The organism is Cryobacterium sp. AP27 (assembly GCF_056680495.1).
On sequence record NZ_CM155285.1, the window covers coordinates 1,077,804 to 1,095,801 of the forward strand.

The following is a 17,998-nucleotide window of genomic DNA, read 5'->3' on the forward strand; positions in this document are numbered from 1 at the left end:
GATAGAGAGTTCTCAATGTCCAAGATCACATCGATTCGCACGCAGGACGTGCGTTTCCCCACCTCACTCGAACTTGACGGCTCCGACGCCGTCAACGTGGACCCGGACTATTCCTCCGCCTACGTGATCATCTCAACCGACAGCGGTGAAAGTGGTCACGGTTTCGTGTTCACCTGCGGCCGAGGCAACGAGATCGTCGCCGCGGCTATCACGTCATACGGACAGCTGCTGGTGGGTCGCGATGTCGACGAGCTCATCGGGGACCTCGGGGAGGCTGCCCGACGACTCGTTCACGATTCGCAGCTCCGGTGGCTCGGCCCGGAAAAGGGCGTCTCACACATGGCCTGCGGTGCACTTATCAATGCTTTGTGGGACCTTCGCGCCAAGCGCGAGAAGAAGCCACTCTGGCTCCTGTTGAGCGAAATGCCTGCCGAGGAGATCGTCAGCGTCGTCGATTTCACACACATTGAAAATGCCATGACTCCTCGCGATGCGCTTGACCTGCTGGAACGTGGTTCAAAGGGAAAGGAGGCCCGCATCGCCCAGCTGCAGCTGGACGGGTTCCCCGCCTACACGACCACGCCGGGATGGTTGGGGTACAGCGACGAGAAGTTGGTCCGCCTGAGTCGACAGGCCGTGGCGGACGGCTTTGAGATGATCAAGCTGAAGGTGGGCGGCGATCTTGCCGAAGATCGCCGTCGGATGCGCCTGGCCCGGGAGGCGGTGGGCAGCCAGGTGAAAATCTCCATCGACGCGAACCAGCGCTGGGAAGCGCAGCAAGCGATCGATTGGGTCAACGAACTGGCGGAGTTCGACCCCTGGTGGATCGAAGAGCCCACCAGCACGGACGATATTCTCGGGCATGCCCAGATCCGTCGCGGTGTCGCGCCCGTCAAGGTCGCGACGGGAGAAGCCGTTGCCAACAGAATCGTCTTCAAGCAGTTGCTTCAGGCCAAGGCAATCGACGTGATGCAAATCGACTCAACGCGAGTGGCCGGCGTGAACGAAAACGTCGCCAACCTTCTCCTGGCCGCACAGTTCGACGTCCCGGTGTGTCCCCATGCCGGCGGGGTGGGCCTCTGCGAGCTCGTGCAGCACTTCTCCTTCTTCGACTACGCCGCCGTCAGCGGGTCCATGGACAACCGCATGATCGAGTACGTGGACCACCTGCACGAGCATTTCACCGAGCCGGTCCAGGTGGAGAACGGCCGCTACCGAGCGCCCCGCCTGCCGGGAACCAGCGCCGAAATGCATTCCTCTTCCCGCGCTCGCTGGGAATTCCCCAGCGGCGACGGGTGGCTCGAAGTCGCCCAGGGATCCTACGTCGCCGGGCAGCACTCGTGATGACCGGAGTGAGTGCCGGGGAGCACATTGAAGCCGCCCATTCTGCATTCGCCGTTTCGCAGGGCGAGACGCCGCAGGCACGGGCGTCCTGGTTGGAGGCCATTGCCGTCGCATTCGAGGCGCACGCCGACGAACTGGTCGCGTTGGCCCAGACAGAGACCCATTTGGCCGAGCCTCGCCTGCGCGGAGAGCTTCGGCGCACCGTGTTTCAGCTGCGGCTGTACATCGCTGAGCTCCTGGCCGGCGAGAATCTCGATGCCACCATTGACCACGCCGATCCTTCGTGGGGCATGGGGCCTCGACCGGATATCAGACGGGTAAACGTTCCGCTGGGCGTCGTCGGTGTCTTCGGTGCCTCGAATTTTCCGTTCGCCTTCAGCGTGCTGGGCGGGGACACCGCGTCGGCCCTCGCGGCCGGCTGCGCTGTCATCCATAAGGTCCATGACGGGCACATCGCGCTGGGCCTCCGCTCGGGAGAAATCGCCCGCGAGGCATTACGATCGGCGGGCGCACCGGAGAACCTCCTGGCCATGGTCACCGGCCGCGAGGCGGCGGAGGCCCTCGTCGATCATCCGCGTACCCGGGCCGTCGGGTTCACCGGTTCCACGGCAGGCGGACGGGCGCTACTCGACCGAATCGCCCGTCGCGAACGTCCCATTCCGTTCTATGGAGAGCTGGGCAGCATCAACCCGGTCTTCGCGACCGAACGCGCCTGGGCCGTGCGCGGAGATGAAATTCTCGCGGCCTACACCGGCTCGTTCACCATGGGAATGGGCCAGTTCTGCACCAAGCCCGGCCTGCTGTTTGCCCCCACCAACCGCGACGAGGTCGCTCGGATAATGGGCGGGCACGTCGCGCAGGTACCGCGCACCCCGCTCCTCAACGCCAGACTCCGAGCGGGCTTCGATGTCGTTCTTGCCGCCATGACCGCCACCGACGGCGTGGAGGTCGTGATTCAGGGCGACGATGCTGATGCGCCCACCCCAACCGTGCTCATGACCACGGCAGCGGTCATTCGGGCAAACCCCGCGATTCTGGAACAGGAAATGTTCGGACCGGCAACGCTGGTGATTCGCTACGAACCCGGCGAGGATCTGGCCGAACTGGCCACGCTCCTCGACGGACAGCTCACCGCGAGCGTGCAGGCGGAGACCGAGGAGAACATCGCTCAGCTCCTGTCGGTGCTGCAGGACACCAGCGGCCGTGTGCTGTGGAATGAGTGGCCCACCGGCGTGACCGTGTCGTATGCCCAGCACCACGGAGGACCGTACCCGGCGACGACCGCGGAGCGATCGACGTCGGTGGGGCCGGGCGCGATCGCACGATTCATGCGACCGGTCGCGTACCAGGGATTCCCGCCGACGCACCTCCACCCGGCACTGCGCGACGAGAACCCGTGGAATATCTCCCGTCGTATCGATGGCCGATGGCAACCGCACGGGCAGGACGCCGGGAGCGGCTCATGAGAGGGGCGGCTGAAGGGAGCCTTCTGCCGGACGACGCAGAGACCGCACTGTTGGTGGGTCGCGTGTGGGATCCGATCACCGGGGGTCCTCGTGTCGTGTCTGTGCGCCGGGGACAGGTCCACGACCTCACCGACATTGTGAGCACGGTCTCCGAACTGCTCGATCGGACGGACGCCGTCGATATCGTGCGTTCGAGCGCCGGGGAACCTCGATGGTTGCTGGCCGACCTTGCGGCCGACTCCCTGGGCGCAGACCCTAGCCGGCCTCATCTGCTCGCCCCGATCGATTTACAGGTCATCAAGGCGTGTGGGGTCACCTTCGTTGAAAGCATGATCGAGCGGGTCATCGAAGAGAAATGTGCCGGCGACGCCTCTCGCGCAGACGAGGTACGCGCGCTCGTTCTTGATGCCCTGGGAGGAAGCCTGGCGTCGCTGCGTCCGGGGTCGACGGAGGCCGAGGCGACCAAGGCGATCCTGATCGCACAGGGGATGTGGTCTCCGTATCTCGAGGTCGGTATCGGTCCGGACCCGGAAGTATTCACTAAGGCACCGGTACTCTCGGCCGTGGGATTCGGAGCACAGGTGGGAATCCCGACATTTTCATCGTGGAGCAACCCGGAACCTGAGCTGGTGCTCGTGGCTGACTCGACGGGCGAGGTACGCGGCGCCACGCTGGGCAATGACGTCAACCTCCGTGACGTCGAGGGACGAAGTGCGCTCCTCCTCGGGATGGCCAAGGACAACAACGCGTCCTGTGCCATCGGACCCTTCCTCCGACTCTTCGACCGGGAATTCACCCTTGACACTCTCCGCACCGAGGAGATCAGCCTTACCGTGACCGGCGTCGATGGCTATGCCCTTGTCGGACAGAATTCCGTGGCCCACATCAGCCGGCCGTTCGAGGAACTGGTTGCGGCCGCTCGTGGGACTCACCACCAATACCCCGATGGTTTTGCCCTCTTCACGGGGACGTTGTTTTCGCCCACTCAAGATCGCGGCGCACCGGGCCTCGGCTTTACCCACAAACCGGGCGACGGCGTGGTCATACAGAGTGAACACCTCGGCGTCCTGCGCAACGTGACCGGGGTCACCGAGGCATTACCCCCATGGACCTTTGGAATTCGCGCACTGTTCAGCTACCTGGCCACTCGGCATCACGAGAAGGAAACAGCATGAAATTGATTCGCTATGGCGCCCCCGGCGCCGAGAAACCCGCCGTCCTCGATCTGGACGAGAAGGGTATCGAGTGCGCATTCGACCTGACCGCAATGACGAGCGATATCACCGGTGCTTTCCTTGCCAGTGGCGGCATCGAATCGGTGCGCGTCGCTCTCCGGAAGGGCACGCTGCCCGGTGTCGACGTGAGTGCAGAGCGCCTGGGTCCCCCGATCGTGCGCCCGTCGGCGATCATCTGCATCGGAATGAACTATGCCGAGCACGCGGCCGAATCCGGCTCGACTCCACCCACCGTGCCGATCATTTTCCTGAAGACACCCAACACGATGGCGGGGCCGGACGACGACACCCGCATTCCTCGCGGCAGTTCCCAAACGGACTGGGAAGTCGAACTGGGTGTTGTCATCGGAAAGCGGGCGAGCTACCTCGATACGGTCGAACAGGCCGCCGATCACATTGCCGGCTACCTGACCGCGAATGACCTCTCTGAGCGATCATTCCAGCTGGAACAGTCCGGCGGCCAGTGGTCGAAGGGCAAATGCTCACCAGGATTTTCACCACTCGGGCCATGGCTGGTCCCGGCGGAGGAGATCGATTCGAGTCGACTTCGACTGCGGAGTTGGGTCAACGGACAGCCGCGCCAAGACTCCAACACATCCGACATGATCTTCCCGGTCGATTTTCTGATTCACCACCTCAGCCAGTACCTCACGCTGGAAGCGGGCGACGTCGTGCTGACGGGCACGCCGCGCGGCGTTGCCCTCTCCGGCAAATACCCCTATCTCAGCGCCGGGGATGTTGTGGAAATAGAAATTGAAGGACTGGGCCGACAGCGCCAGACCTTTGTGCCGGCGTGACGAATGCTTTTGGTCGACTGGAGAAAGTGATGAATTTGGAACTGAGTGGTTTGGTCGCGATCGTGACGGGCGGAGCTTCGGGAATCGGAGCGGCCGCCGCGGATCGACTGGCGTCGATGGGAGCCCACGTCGCGGTCCTCGACCTGAAGCCGCCCTCGTCGGATGATTCACACTTCGCAGCGCAAGTCGATGTGTCAGATGACGAGTCGGTTCGCCGAGCAATCGAGCGCGTGATCGCACGATTCGGTCGCCTCGACATTGTCGTCAACAACGCGGGGATCGGCGCGCAGGGAACTGTCGCTGACAATTCTGATGAGGAATGGCACCGGGTCTTCGACATCAACGTTTTGGGTATTGTTCGGGTGAGCCGGGCGGCCCTGCCGCATCTTCGCGCATCACCGGTTCCGGCGATTGTCAACACGGCCTCGGTGGCAGCAACGGCCGGCCTGCAGAACCGCGCACTGTACTCGGCGTCCAAGGGCGCGGTTGTGGCCCTGACCCTGAGCATGGCCGCCGACCACCTGCACGAGGGCATCCGGGTCAACTGCGTCAACCCCGGCACCGCGGACACACCGTGGGTGGAGCGACTCTTGGCGGCCGCGCCGGATCCCGCCGCGGAACGGGCCGCCCTTGAATCGCGTCAACCCCACGGTCGGCTCGTGAAGCCCGAGGAAATCGCCGCCGCCATCGCGTACCTGGTATCTCCGTCTGCGGGTTCGACGACCGGGACGGCCCTCGCCGTGGACGGTGGGATGCAGGGCCTGCGGCTGCGGCCGGCGATCTAGCGGGGATTGAAATTCGACCTTGGGGTGAGCACGTTCTGAAGCCGATCTATGCACACCCACCCGGCGTCCATGATGCTCGGGCGATACTAGAAGAATGGATCACACAGGCACCCTCGCCGATTTTCTGCGCTCGGCTCGGGCCCGCCTCACGCCCGAGGAGATCGGGCTGCCGGTGAACCCGAGCGCGGCGACCCGCCGCGTGCCCGGCCTGCGCCGTGACGAGGTCGCCGGGCTGGCCGGTGTGAGCGTGGACTACTACGCCCGTATGGAGCAGGGCCGGGTGACGCAGGCATCTGATGCCGTCGTCAACGCGCTCGCCGCGACCTTGCGGCTGAACGAGGCCGAGCGCAGCTACCTGTTCTCGTTGCTGTCGGCGTCGACCGGCGGTCGCACCCAGCAGCGGCGCCGCACGACCACGGTGCGGCCATCGGTGCACACCATCATGCAATCTCTCACCGCCCAACCTGCGTTCGTGCTCGGTGTGGGCATGGACGTTTTGGCCATGAACGACCTCGCCAAGCAGCTGATGCCCGACTTCACCCGAGCCGCGGGTCTCGAACGCAGCCTGGCCCGGTGGACCTTCCTCGACCCCGCCGCTCGCACGCTGTACGTGGACTGGGACGTGGTCGCCTGCGACGTGGCCGCCCTGCTGCGCCGCGACGCGCGCTCACACCCGAACGACCGCGCGCTCAACGAGCTGATCGGCGAATTGACGGTGAAGAGCGACGCCTTTCGCTCCTGGTGGAGCCAGCACCGGGTATGGGAGTGCACCTTCGGCCTCAAACGCTTCGACCACCCGGTCGTCGGCCGGATCGACATCAACTACGAGACCTTCCCGGTTCCGGGTGACCCCGACCAGAAGCTCCTCGTGTACAGCACCCAGCCGGGGTCTGCTTCGAGTGATGCCCTGCGTATCCTGGCCTCCTGGCGCGCCGATGAGACCGCCGCCGTCGAACGCTGACGTCGACGCCGAGAGCCGGATGCGCACGGGCTTTCCCACTCCGCCGTCGACCATTCAGCGGCTCTCCGCAACTGAGGGTGTGGTTGAGGTGGGCGTAACGGGCACGTCGTCGGGCTGAAAGAGGTCGAAGCCTTCCCGTGGTGGGAGCGCCAACACTGCCCATGAGGCAGACACGGATGATCATGGTGCTTCGATCGAGCGGCCGCGACTTGGCACGAGCCGGCGCAGCTTCCGCGCATCCTGCGCGCTGCCGCGCGATCCTCGCCACCGGACTCACCTCAATGAACCGAAGCCGCTTCCACTCTGGTCGGCACTGATGCGCGCAGAAGATCAGCCGCCTTCTCGCCGATGATGATGGATGGGGCATTCGTGTGCCCGCGGATGATCTCCGGCATGATCGACGCGTCGGCGATGCGAAGTCCCTGCACGCCGCGCACGCGCAGCTCCGGGTCGACCACCGATCCAGCATCCGATCCCATGCGAGCGGTGCTCGTCGGGTGGTAGAGGGTCTGCGAGAACTCATCGACTACCAGTGCATCACGCTCGGCCAACGTCTGCGCATGCGACCCGGCGGGTTGGATGAACGTGCCGTCACCCCGCGTTGGCGCGAACGCCGCGGCGGCAAGAATACGCTCGCACACGCCGAGGCCCGCGAGCAGTGTGTCACGATCTTCTCCGTTCGGATCATTCAGGTAATTCGGATCGATCAGGGGTTTCGCGAGCGGATCGGCGGAGGCGAGTCGCACGGTTCCGAGGCTCTTGGGCTGCAGCAGAATAGCGCCGACACTGACGCCGTGCCGCGGAGCGGCCACGAGGCCCTCACCGATGTACGGCACGGCGGCGAAGAGCACCTCGATATCGGGGAAGTCGAGGGACGGGTCGGTCTTGACGAAACCGTACGCCTCCGCAACGTTGGAGGTGAGCATGCCGCGCTGGTGCGAGACGAAGTCGTTGAGCTGCTCCTCGGTCTCGGCACCGAAGAGCGTGTCATCGTCGGTCTCGACTGCGAGCGCCGCAAACAGGTGGTCGCGCATGTTCGAGCCGACCGCTGGAGCATCGACGACCACGGTGATTCCGAGGGAGCGGAGGTGCGTCGCATCGCCGATGCCCGACAGCATAAGCAACTGCGGTGTGTTCACCGCTCCGCCGCTCAGCACGATCTCGCGGCGGGCGAAGACCGAGGTCGGGATGTCCTCGCTGAGGTATTCGACACCGACAGCGCGGGTCCCCTCGAACAATACGCGAGTGGCGTGTGCCCCGGTGCGAACGACAAGGTTGGAGCGCTCGGCTGCCGGCGCAAGGTAGGCGGCCGACGTGTTGTGGCGCATGCCGCCACGCTGGCTCACCATCGTCTGGCTCACCCCCTCCGGGTTTGCCGAGTTCGGCGCGACGAGTGGCATCCCGACCTCGGCGGCAGCCTCAAGAAAGGTTGCGGTATGCGATCGAGGACTGCGTTGGTGCGAGATCGAATTCGCACCGTCCGTGCCCTGGTCGGGATCGCTGTTGCCCTCCACTGCCTCTGCCCTGCGGAAATACGGCAGGAGCGCCTCGTACGACCAGCCATCCCCGGCCAGCCTCGCCCAGTTGTCATAGTCGGTAGCGAATCCGCGTACCCACATCATGGCGTTCAGGGAGGAAGAGCCGCCGAGCACCTTGCCACGTGGCCAGTAGATCGACCGCCCTGTCAGCTCGGCCTGCGGCTCGGTTTGGTAGTTCCAATCGGAGTCGGACTTGAACAGTTTTGGGAAAGCCGCCGGGATGACGATTTCCTGCTTATCGTCGACACCACCGGCCTCGAGCAGCAGAACGGAGATGCTCGCGTCTTCGGTGAGTCGAGCTGCGACAGCTGCTCCGGCCGATCCGGCACCGACGACGATGTAGTCGAATTCTTCCGTGTTGGTACTCATACGAGCGCTCCTTTTAACCGCAGATCCTTGCGCAGGATCTTGCCTGACGCCGACTTCGGGATGAAGTCGATCATTTCCACCTGTCGAACCTTCTTGTGCGGGGCTACCCGATCGGCGACCCACATCATGATGTCCTCCCCGGTGACCGTTGCCTCCGGCTGCAGTCTCAGGAATGCTTTCGGTACCTCTTCACCATCCGCGTCGATCACACCGATGACCGCGGCGTCGGCGATCTGGGGATGCCCCAGCAACAACGACTCAAGCTCCGCTGGCGCGACCTGATATCCCTTGTATTTGATGAGCTCTTTCAGCCGGTCGACGACAGTCACGTACCCCTCGGCGCTCACCGTCGCGATATCGCCGGTGTGCAGAAAACCGTCGGCGTCGATAGTCGCCCGGGTCGCTTCATCGTTTCCGAGGTAGCCCACCATGATGTTGGGGCCGCGGCAGAGCAATTCGCCGGGCTCACTCACGCCCACGGCCGGGATCTCGATGTCGTCTCCGGTGAGCGGGTCAACGATGCGGCACTGAACGTTGGGCACCGTGAGACCGACCGAGTTCAGGGGAATATCGGTTCGACCTCGGGGTGAGGCATGCGACACCGGGCTCATCTCGGTCATTCCATAGCCCTGGAGAACCTCGCAGTTCAGCCGCTCGGCAACAGCGCCGCCGACGATGCCGTCGAGGGGCGCCGCCCCCGAGAACACCGTGCGCAGGCTCGACAGGTCAAATTCGCCAACCAGCGGATGCTTCGCCAGCGCCACCGCGATGGGAGGAGCGATGAAGACGTAGGTGATGCGCTCGGACTGGATGAGAGAGAGGAAATCGGCCAGATCGAATCGTGCCATGGTCACCAGGGTGGTCCGTTGTGCCAGAGAGATGTTGAGCAACACGGTCATGCCGTAGATGTGGAAGAACGGCAGCACAGCCAGAACGCGATCATCGGCGCGCACGCCGATGATTGATGCCGACTGGGCAACATTGGCCACGAGATTGCGGTGGGTGAGCATGACGCCTTTGGCCGTGCCCGTCGTGCCCGAACTGTACGGCAGCACGGCCAGGTGCGCTGCCGGATCGAAACGTACGTCGGGCGCGGGATGCGCCTCCCCGATCAGGTCGGCGAGACTCGTGCTCCCGCTGACCTCCCCGAGGCTGATGATGTTGTTCGCTGCCACACCGGCGAGGTCGCCGGCTCCCGCAGAGACGGTGAACAGCGCATCCGCTGCGATGATGGCTACCGCTTTCGAGTCGGTCAGCTGCGTTGCCATCTCACCGGCCGTCGACAGCGCGTTGACCGTCGTCGCCGTGGCACCCGCTCGCAGAATGCCGTGGAACGCCACGGCGAAAGCGGGTCGGTTCGGGGAGTGCAACGCCACGACGCTACCCACACCAATGCCACGAGCGGCGAGTGCCCCGGCAACTGCTTCGATCTGGCGCACCAGCTCGCCGTACGTGGTGGTCTCACCGGTCGCACCGTCGGTGAGGGCAATGCGGTCGGCGGATGCGACGTCGAGTGAACCGAAGAGGTAGTCAAAGACGCTGAGATGTGGGATGTCGACGTCGGGAAAGGGACTGGTGAACACGACGGCTCGCCTTCTGGCTGGGGGATGAGCGGTGGGGAGCGTGCGGGATGACCGGACGGTCAGGCCCGGAATGCCGCCAGGAAGATTGCGGGCATCTTCAGCCATGACGGCTTGGCCGCGAAACCGGCGAGACGACGTCCGGTCGTCGCGGCGGAACGCGCCTGCACGAACCACGGCGGCTTCGGGAACAGAGTGAATTCTCCGTGCGCGAACGATCGCGGAAACGGCCGGAACGGGCCGCGAACGATCGTGCGCTCGGGCCGATCGATGAGCAGGGCGTTGTGCACGGTTCCGATGCCGCTCTGCACGTTGTCGATGGTGGCACCGGGGAAGGCACCCCACGATGCGGTTGCGGTGAGAAATCCGAGGCCGGTCCACGCATTGATGGCGATCGTGCCGTAGCGCAGGCGTGCAATCGAGTCGAGGAACCCGGTTCCGAGCTGCCGGATGACCTTCGGCTCGACAATGAGATTGGCCCCGAGGGTGCCGACGAACTCGTCATTGGCGAGCGTGACGGCAGCGTCGAGGAAGGCCTGCCCCGTGCCCGGCACTTCGACAACACCCAGCACCGGGGAGAAATATTCCGTGGTGATCACATTCGATGCGTCGTCTTCGGCTGTGACATCGATCAGCAGGCGGCAGCCGTCTTGACCCATCCGCTCGGCGGTCGGATAGGCGGCCGAGGCGGCTTTCATTCGCCCATCGCTACCGGGGTACCAGGCTGGGCGTTGAGGGGCTGCCGCCAGTGCCCGTCGGAGTTCGGCGAGGAACGCCTTCTTCTGGGGCCAGTTGCTGCTGACGACAACCACTTGGCCGGCAATGCAGTTGTATCCGCCGTTGTGCAGGCGCTGAGTAACGACGTGCTCGGCCTGATAGCGCAGGTCATGCGTCGTCCATGCGCTCGGAACGATAATGATGGGCGATACTCCGCCGAGTTCGCTGGTGATCGGCTTGGCTAGTAACGGAGTGCCTGTTGCTTTGCGGCTCGCGGCATCCTCGCCCGTTCCCCAGACGATGGCATCGTGAGTCGCCGCACTCCCGGTGATGTGCACGTGAGCGATGCCATCGTGCTGCGTGAGGTACGCACCGACGTCGCCGGCGCCCTGCACGATACGGAGCACTCCGAAGTTGATCAGGGGCGCGAGAGCCTTGTCGAAAACTGATTTCATTCCAGCCATGACCGGGTTGAGCTTGAGCAGCGCCGACCGGTTGTTCGCGACGATCTCGTACAGCACGTCGAGCGGCGGAATCGACGTGATGTTGCCCGCGCCCAGCACGAGTCCCACTCCGCCCGACGTTGTCGGCGTGAGCTCGCCGAGGCCGGCGCTGGCCCGGACCTCCTCGGGAGAGCGACCAGGAGCTATCCAGATCTCAGCGCTGAATCCGTGCAGCAGCAACCATTCGTGCACTTTGGTCGGAAGTACCGGGATGGTGACGCGACCGCCGGGCGCCGTTCCGAACCGGCTGCCGGCAAGGGGACTCGTCCCCGCAGCGAGGGCGGCGATGGACTGAGCGAGGGTACCGGCGCCTGAAAGGCCGGCATACGGGCCGGCGATCCACTCTTCCCCGACGAGCTGGGATGACGGGTCCAGTCCCTTGATCTCAGCGGCGGTCTCCGCCCATTCCTGGGCGGCCTCCTTCATGGCTGCGTGCACAGCCCCCAGCAATCCGGCTCGTTCGGAAAGTGGGGTGCCGGCCCAACGCTTGGCACCCGAGGCCAGCTCGATGATGGCGGCGTCGAGTTGATCGCGCTGCTGCTGGTCGAGGGCCGGAATGTCCTGTGTCCTCGACATCGGATCGGTGCTGGTCATCAATCTCCCTTGATTGTTACCTGACGGCGACTCTAATTCCGGGTCGCGGTGTCAGGCCAGTCTCGACTCCACCGCTGGTGATAGCCATGGGCTGCCGCCGCGATTTCGGCCCTGTGCGTTGTGCCGGCGCACAACCAAACGGCGGAGTCACCGGATTACACTGAACGAATGGAACGCAATGAAGCGCCGCAGAGTATGCCGACCCCGGATGTCATGGTGGAGGGCGCTCGCGAGCTCTTCTCCGGCATGATCGACTCGGTCGGCGAGTTGTCGGACAGCGTCGTTGCCCAGATCATCAACGGTGAGCACGACTACGCCGAGAGCGTGCTCGGCGCGGGTGTGCTCGAAGGTATCGTGCATGACAACCTCGAGGCGATCCTGCAGTGCCTGCTCGGCATCAATGACTCGCTCGCCGCCCCCCGCCATGCCGGCCGTGTGAAAGCGGAGCACGGCATCCCCATGGCGAGCCTCCTGCACGCATACCGGCTTGCAGGTCTGCGCCTGTGGGACGCGTTGATGGCGAAGGCGACGACGCCCGAACACGCAACCGCGCTGCTCACCGCGTCATCCGGGGTATGGGGCATTATCGACCGGTACTCGAACGCCGCCGCGGAGACGTACCGAGAGGTCGTCGACGAACGGGAACGCAAAGACCAGCAGAGCAAAAACGTCATGCTGCTCGCGATTCTGGAAGGCGAGTTCTCTGGCGATGCCGGTCGAGCGGTTCGTGCTCTTGGCCTTCCCGACCAGGCAAACTTCGTCGTTCTTGCCGTTGAGATGCGGCACTCAGATGATGACCCGATTCCCGCCATAACCGACCGGCTGCGGGGGGTGGGGGTCAGCTCCGCCTGGGCCCCGTGGAAAGGTGAGTATCTGGGCCTGCTCGGAAGCGGGGCGGGTGCGCACCCTTCCGCCGCCGCGCACGCACTGGCCGGAACCGTCAGTTCACGAATCGGGTCGAGCCTGCCGCTCGAAGCCCTCGAGCGCGCGCCTGCCGCAGTGCGACAAGCGCTTTTGGCCATGCGTTGTATCGCACCCGCCGCGGTAGGAGTGCATCTCTACGGCGCGGCCCCGATCGACACCATGCTCGTGTCCCAACCCGCCTACGCTGCCGAACTCCGCGACGGCGTTCTCGGCGGGCTGGCTGACCTTGATCCAGATGATGCCCGCGTGCTGCTGGACACGCTCGAATGCTGGTTCGCCACCGACGGTTCGACAGCCGAGTGTGGCAGGCAACTTCATTGCCACCGAAATACGGTGCTTCACCGACTGGGGCGGATAACCCAGATGACCGGGCGTTCCGTAGCCAAACCCGTGCAGGCGGCCGAACTTTTCACCGCACTTCGAGCGGTGCGACTGGCCGGTTTGTGGGCGCCCCCCGTGCGGGCGCCCCTGCGGGCCGCTCCCCGGAGCGCTTGAGGCCGTCACGGCTGATCGATATGGTCGAGGGTCGGTCGAAGCAGGTGTTCCGGCAGTGGCTGGCGGATCGCCTGAAGTAGTGGAAGACCACATCGACGTCGTCGCGGCCGGACCCTCCAACGACGCGCCGCCGACATCCTCGGAAGTCTGGCGCATTACATTGCCCGCTCGCTCCTTGACGCCGGCGGCTTCCGCCCCCACAGACACCCCTGATTGCGCAGAGCCCATTAAGCTGGGCGCGTGAGCAACCCAGAAACCCGTCCCCTCGCGGTGGTGTGCGAGGCAGAACCCGCCCGGGTCGGCCTCGAAATTCTGACGCCGCGCGACGTTCCGCTCGGCGGACTGCGGTCGATGCAGGTGCGACGCACCCTTCCCCAACGCGAACGCTCGCTGATCGGAGCGTGGTGCTTTCTCGATCATTACGGGCCCGATCGGGTCAGCGAGATCGGCGGCATGCGGGTGCCGCGGCATCCGCACACCGGCCTGCAGACGGTCAGCTGGCTCTTCACCGGACGCATCGAGCACCGTGACTCGGCGGGCTTTCACGCCGTCGTTCGGCCCGGCGAGTTGAACCTGATGACGGCCGGCCGGGGGATCAGTCATTCCGAATTCTCCACCCCCGACACCGACGTGCTGCACGGCGCCCAGCTCTGGGTGGCGTTGCCGGAGGGGGCCCGCCGCATGGAGCCCACCTTCGAGCATTACCGTCCCGACCCGATTCACGGCGACGGATCGACCGTGCGGGTCTTCCTCGGCACGCTCGCCGGGAGCACATCGCCGGTCGCCACGCACACCCCGCTGCTCGGAGCGGAGCTCGTGCTCCAGCCCGGGGCGCGGCTGACGCTCGACATCGATGCAACATTCGAGCACGGCGTGCTGGTGGACACAGGTACGGTGCACGTCGACGGCACCCTCGTGTCACCGGCCCACCTGGCCTACCTGCCCCCGGGCGGTACCGCCCTCACCCTCGTCGCGGGCTCCGAACCCGTGCGCATTCTGCTCATCGGCGGGGAGCCGCTGGGCGAGAAGATTCTGATGTGGTGGAACTTCGTGGGCCGAAGCCACGAGGAGATCGTGGAATACCGCCGGCAGTGGCAGGCCGAGATCGGCGTGGAGAACCCCGGAGATCCCGGCATCCCGCCACGGTTCGGCACCTTTCCGCCCGGGGAACCGGCACCCATCCCCGCACCCACGCTGCCGACGGTGCGCCTGCGGCCCCGACAGTAGCCCGGTCGGCCGTCGGCGGGCGGCTCTAAAACCGGGGAAAACGCGACGCGCCGGGGTCATCGGGCAGTGCGGACGGCGTGGCGCGAAGAACAGCGGTTTTGCGGGAGGAGACCGTGCGGGTTTAGGGCGTGAACAGTGCCACGACGCGTTCGCGCAGGGCTGTGCTCCGCAGGCTGAACACCTTCTGCCGCCGCACGTATTCGGCCTTGCCGGCGGGTGTCTCCACCGCGACCGGCGCGTAGCCCCAGTCACCCAGATCATATGGTGACGCCTGCATGTCCAGCCGTCGAATATCACGCGCCAATTCGAAAGCGTCGAGCAGCACGTCGCCCGGAATGAGCGGGCCGAGTTTGATGACCCACTTGTAGACATCCATTCCGGCGTGCAGGCAGCCCGGCTGCTCGAGGGCCGGCTGACTCTCCCGCGTGGGCTGCAACTCGTTCAAGGGCAGCGCCTGGGGCGTGAAGAATCGAAACGCGTCGAAGTGGCTGCATGTGATGTGGTTGGCTTCCACAACGTCGTCGGTATCGCCCTGCCCGAGCCGCAGTGGCGCCACGTGCCGGTGCTCGTCCTGGCGGTACACCATCGCCCATTCGTGCAGCCCGAAGCATCCGAAGTTCGCCGGACGCAGCGCGGTCTTCGACAGCAGCGACACGATGAAGCGGATGCTCCGCCCTTTCGCGGCCACGAATCCCGCCTCGTCGACGGTCACGTCCGACCCCGCGGTGAGGTACCACTTCCACGACGCGCGGTCCATCCCCGCCGCGCCCTGCAGCACCACCCCGGAACCCGGGTGCCAGCGTCGGAGCAACCCGGGTCGGAACGGATAATACGTGAACAGAAAATCATCCACCGGATGCGACCGCCCGGTACCGGCGCGCTGCCTCCGCTCCAGCGTCAGCGCATCCGCCCGCTCCTGATGCGCCCGCTCGAGCACGGTCCACTCGGCGGCGTCGAGCACGTTCTGGCCGGTCAATTCCACCCCTGAAGACTACTCTTCGGGCTTCCGGGGCCCGAGACGCCTGCCGTGGCGCGCACAGGCACCGGGTTGTGTGGCCGGAGGCATCCCACGCCGGTGATACCGGCGAGCCACGGACGAGCGCGGCGACACCTCCGGCCCGCAGCGTCGAGGGCGTAGCCTCGAGTCATGAAACGTGGTTTCGCGCTCGGCCTGGTGGTGGCGCAATTCGTGCTGCTGGCGGTGTTGGTGTTTCTCCCGCGCGGGGCGCTGTGGCCCGTGAACGCCGGTGGGATCATGGCCGCCATCGTGCTCGGTCTTCTCGGCGCGGCGCTCGCCGTGCTTGGGGTGCTCGGTCTCGGGCCGGCGCTGACCGCGAGTCCGATTCCTCGCGAGAACGCACCACTGGTCACATCGGGTGTCTACGGCTTCGTGCGCAGCCCGATCTACACGGGGTTGATGACGGGAGGGTTCGCGCTCGTGCTGGTCGGCGCATCCGTTGGGCACGTGGTGGGGTGGGCGGCGCTCGCTGTGTTGCTGTCAACGAAGACACGGTGGGAAGAACGGATGCTGCTGGCCGCGCATCCGGACTACGCCGCATACGGCGCGGGCGTCGGCCGTTTTCTGCCGGGCATCGGACGGCTGCGCCCCCGACGGTAACCACCGAGGTGCACCCAATCCCACACTGTCGGGTCGCCAAAACCGGTTGAATGACGACACGCCGTGCTGATCGGGCGGGGATGGCGGCGTGGCGCGAAAAACACCGGTTTTGCACGGCCGCCGCGGGTGATTGGGGCGGCGCGACGGCGTGCGGGCTACTCGGGCGCGGTGTCCAGCCACGCCATCCCGCGCATCTGCAGGCGCATCCCGGCCGGCTCCGCGACCACGACGAACAACACCCCGGAGCACTCGGCGCAGCGCACAACGTGTGCGGACTCATCGCCGTAGACCATCGCCCGCGCCAACACCGAGACATCCCCGCAGCCGGCGCACCGCCCGCGCGCCGTCACCTCCAGCTGAAGCTCTGACAGGATGCCGGCCAGCGCGTTGCCATCGACGTGTCCGCGCATCAGGCGCCCCCGAACCGCTCGGTCTTGACGCGGTGTGGGTCGTGGCCGAGCGCGACGAGTTCGGTGGCCACCGCCTCCACGAACCCGGTGGGCCCGCAGACGAACACGCTGGGGGAGTGGCTGACCGGGATCGTTCCGTCCTCCAGGTCGGCGGCCGTGATGCGGGAGGCCGGTCGCGGCCAGCCGGGCGGTGTGCGCCGGGTGAAGAGCCAGGTGACGGCGAGCCCCGGCGAGGGTCGAGTGAGTTCCTCGCGGAAGAAGGCATCCTCCTCGCTGCGCAGCGAATACAGCAGACGGAATTCCGCCGTGCTGCGGGCCGCCCGGTGCGAGCGGATCATGGCCATGAGGGGCACGATGCCCGAGCCCCCGGCGATCAGCTGCACCGGCTCCGTTTGATCCGGCCGCCACACAAACCATCCGCCCAGCGGGCCGCGCACCTCGAGCTCGTCGCCGATGCGCAACTCGTCCACCAGATACGGGGACACCTCGCCCTCCGGAAAGCGGTCGACGGCGAGTTCGAGCCGGTCCCCGGTTTCCGCCGAGGCGAGCGAGTACGAGCGCACCGCCTGATACCCGTCCGGCGCGGTCAGCCGAACATCAAGATGCTGCCCGGCGATGTTGCCTCCCCAACCGGGCACGTGCAGCACGATGGTGCGCCCGGATCTCGCCTCCGCTCGCACCTCGACAACGGTTCCCACGTTCCAGCCGCCGGTCACCAATAGCGCTGCTCGAGCCAGGGGTCGCCGTACAGGTGGTACCCGTTCTGCTCCCAGAACCCCGGCTCGTCATCGCCCTGCATCACGAGCCCGCGAATCCACTTGGCGCTCTTCCAGAAGTACAGGTGCGGCACGAGCAGCCGCGCCGGGCCCCCATGCTCCGGGGCGAGGTCGTCCCCCTCGAAACTCGTCGCGATCCACGCTTGCCCGCCCAGCAGGTCATCCAGCGGAAGGTTCGTCGTGTACCCGCCGTACGAGTGCGCCATCACGAATTCGTGGTCGGTATCGACATTCGCGAACAGGGTGTCGAGGGACACTCCGCGCCACGTTGTTCCGAGTTTCGACCAGCGTGTCACGCAGTGGATGTCCACGGTCACGTCGTCCAGCGGCAAGGCATGCAGCTGCTGCCAGTCCCATCGGTGTACTTCGCCGGATTCGGTGCGGATGGAGAATTCCCACTCGGCGGTCTCGACGACCGGCGTCGGGCCGGCGGAGAGCACCGGGAAGTCCTGTGTAAGGTACTGCCCCGGCGGGAGGGTCGGGTCCGTGTCCCGCCTGCGCCCCAAGAACCCCCGCGAGATGACGGACATCCGTTGCTCCCTTCGATGCCAACACCCTACTCACCGTGGTGTGGCGCGCAAGGTGCCCTGCGTTCGACGTGACCCCCGCTCCAAAACCGGTTGAAAAGAGACTCGCCGGGGCAATCGGCCCGCCCGGGC

The 17,998-nt window shown here is 65.7% G+C and carries 16 protein-coding genes; 9 read left to right on the forward strand and 7 right to left on the reverse strand.

All coding sequences use genetic code 11. The features are described from left to right. Positions 1 to 15: 15 nt before the first annotated feature. From AC1MB9_RS05085 to AC1MB9_RS05110, 6 genes are all read left to right on the forward strand, one after another. Positions 16 to 1,344: an enolase C-terminal domain-like protein gene (locus tag AC1MB9_RS05085; RefSeq protein ID WP_479963953.1), complete on the forward strand. Its 1,329-nt coding sequence runs from the start codon at positions 16 to 18 to the stop codon at positions 1,342 to 1,344. Next, positions 1,344 to 2,810 (forward strand): aldehyde dehydrogenase (NADP(+)), encoded by a 1,467-nt coding sequence (locus AC1MB9_RS05090; RefSeq protein ID WP_479963954.1) that lies wholly within the window; start codon positions 1,344 to 1,346, stop codon positions 2,808 to 2,810. Before AC1MB9_RS05085 ends, AC1MB9_RS05090 begins: the two co-directional genes overlap by 1 nt. After that, a complete protein-coding gene (locus tag AC1MB9_RS05095; protein WP_479963955.1) occupies positions 2,807 to 3,985 on the forward strand; it encodes a fumarylacetoacetate hydrolase family protein in 1,179 nt (392 codons plus the stop codon). The genes AC1MB9_RS05090 and AC1MB9_RS05095 overlap by 4 nt, the downstream gene beginning before the upstream one ends. Further along, the gene (locus AC1MB9_RS05100; RefSeq protein WP_479964581.1) at positions 3,982 to 4,842 is read left to right on the forward strand and encodes a fumarylacetoacetate hydrolase family protein; all 861 of its coding nucleotides are present in this window, start codon (positions 3,982 to 3,984) and stop codon (positions 4,840 to 4,842) included. Before AC1MB9_RS05095 ends, AC1MB9_RS05100 begins: the two co-directional genes overlap by 4 nt. Before the next feature lie 29 nt (positions 4,843 to 4,871). After that, positions 4,872 to 5,627 (forward strand): SDR family NAD(P)-dependent oxidoreductase, encoded by a 756-nt coding sequence (locus tag AC1MB9_RS05105; protein WP_479963956.1) that lies wholly within the window; start codon positions 4,872 to 4,874, stop codon positions 5,625 to 5,627. A 94-nt stretch (positions 5,628 to 5,721) separates the two neighbouring features. Further along, the gene (locus AC1MB9_RS05110; protein ID WP_479963957.1) at positions 5,722 to 6,588 is read left to right on the forward strand and encodes a helix-turn-helix transcriptional regulator; all 867 of its coding nucleotides are present in this window, start codon (positions 5,722 to 5,724) and stop codon (positions 6,586 to 6,588) included. A gap of 278 nt (positions 6,589 to 6,866) precedes the next feature. Here AC1MB9_RS05110 and AC1MB9_RS05115 read toward each other — a convergent pair whose 3' ends face one another. From AC1MB9_RS05115 to AC1MB9_RS05125, 3 genes are read right to left on the reverse strand one after another with little or no spacing between them, the layout of a single operon-like run. Further along, positions 6,867 to 8,495 carry a GMC family oxidoreductase gene (locus tag AC1MB9_RS05115; RefSeq protein WP_479963958.1) on the reverse strand — a complete coding sequence of 543 codons (1,629 nt, stop codon included), beginning with the start codon at positions 8,493 to 8,495 and terminating at the stop codon, positions 6,867 to 6,869. Further along, positions 8,492 to 10,078: an AMP-binding protein gene (locus tag AC1MB9_RS05120; protein ID WP_479963959.1), complete on the reverse strand. Its 1,587-nt coding sequence runs from the start codon at positions 10,076 to 10,078 to the stop codon at positions 8,492 to 8,494. The genes AC1MB9_RS05115 and AC1MB9_RS05120 overlap by 4 nt, the downstream gene beginning before the upstream one ends. A 59-nt stretch (positions 10,079 to 10,137) precedes the next feature. Then, positions 10,138 to 11,889 (reverse strand): aldehyde dehydrogenase family protein, encoded by a 1,752-nt coding sequence (locus AC1MB9_RS05125; protein ID WP_479963960.1) that lies wholly within the window; start codon positions 11,887 to 11,889, stop codon positions 10,138 to 10,140. Positions 11,890 to 12,057: 168 nt separating this feature from the next. On the opposite strand from AC1MB9_RS05125, the gene AC1MB9_RS05130 reads away from it, so the two are divergent. Together AC1MB9_RS05130 and AC1MB9_RS05135 are read left to right on the forward strand one after the other, a co-directional pair. Then, positions 12,058 to 13,308, forward strand: coding sequence for a PucR family transcriptional regulator (locus tag AC1MB9_RS05130; protein WP_479963961.1), 1,251 nt, complete (start codon positions 12,058 to 12,060; stop codon positions 13,306 to 13,308). Between the two features lie 240 nt (positions 13,309 to 13,548). Further along, complete coding sequence (locus AC1MB9_RS05135; RefSeq protein WP_479963962.1) at positions 13,549 to 14,535, forward strand: pirin family protein; 987 nt, start codon at positions 13,549 to 13,551, stop codon at positions 14,533 to 14,535. 121 nt (positions 14,536 to 14,656) lie between these two features. On the opposite strand, the gene AC1MB9_RS05140 is transcribed toward AC1MB9_RS05135, so the two are convergent. Next, on the reverse strand, positions 14,657 to 15,517 hold the full coding sequence (locus AC1MB9_RS05140) for a 3-methyladenine DNA glycosylase (RefSeq protein WP_479963963.1): 861 nt from the start codon (positions 15,515 to 15,517) through the stop codon (positions 14,657 to 14,659). 165 nt (positions 15,518 to 15,682) lie between these two features. On the opposite strand from AC1MB9_RS05140, the gene AC1MB9_RS05145 reads away from it, so the two are divergent. After that, positions 15,683 to 16,153, forward strand: coding sequence for a methyltransferase family protein (locus tag AC1MB9_RS05145; RefSeq protein WP_479963964.1), 471 nt, complete (start codon positions 15,683 to 15,685; stop codon positions 16,151 to 16,153). A 155-nt stretch (positions 16,154 to 16,308) separates the two neighbouring features. On the opposite strand, the gene AC1MB9_RS05150 is transcribed toward AC1MB9_RS05145, so the two are convergent. Genes AC1MB9_RS05150 through AC1MB9_RS05160 form a run of 3 tightly spaced genes read right to left on the reverse strand, consistent with a single transcriptional unit; the run spans position 16,309 to position 17,869 of the window. Then, positions 16,309 to 16,563, reverse strand: a complete 255-nt coding sequence (locus AC1MB9_RS05150) for a DUF6510 family protein (RefSeq protein ID WP_479963965.1) — start codon at positions 16,561 to 16,563, stop codon at positions 16,309 to 16,311. Next, entirely contained in the window at positions 16,563 to 17,279 is a 717-nt protein-coding gene (locus AC1MB9_RS05155; RefSeq protein ID WP_479963966.1) for a ferredoxin reductase, read from the reverse strand. The genes AC1MB9_RS05150 and AC1MB9_RS05155 overlap by 1 nt, the downstream gene beginning before the upstream one ends. Continuing rightward, positions 17,276 to 17,869: a sulfite oxidase-like oxidoreductase gene (locus AC1MB9_RS05160; protein ID WP_479963967.1), complete on the reverse strand. Its 594-nt coding sequence runs from the start codon at positions 17,867 to 17,869 to the stop codon at positions 17,276 to 17,278. Before AC1MB9_RS05160 ends, AC1MB9_RS05155 begins: the two co-directional genes overlap by 4 nt. Positions 17,870 to 17,998: the final 129 nt, after the last annotated feature.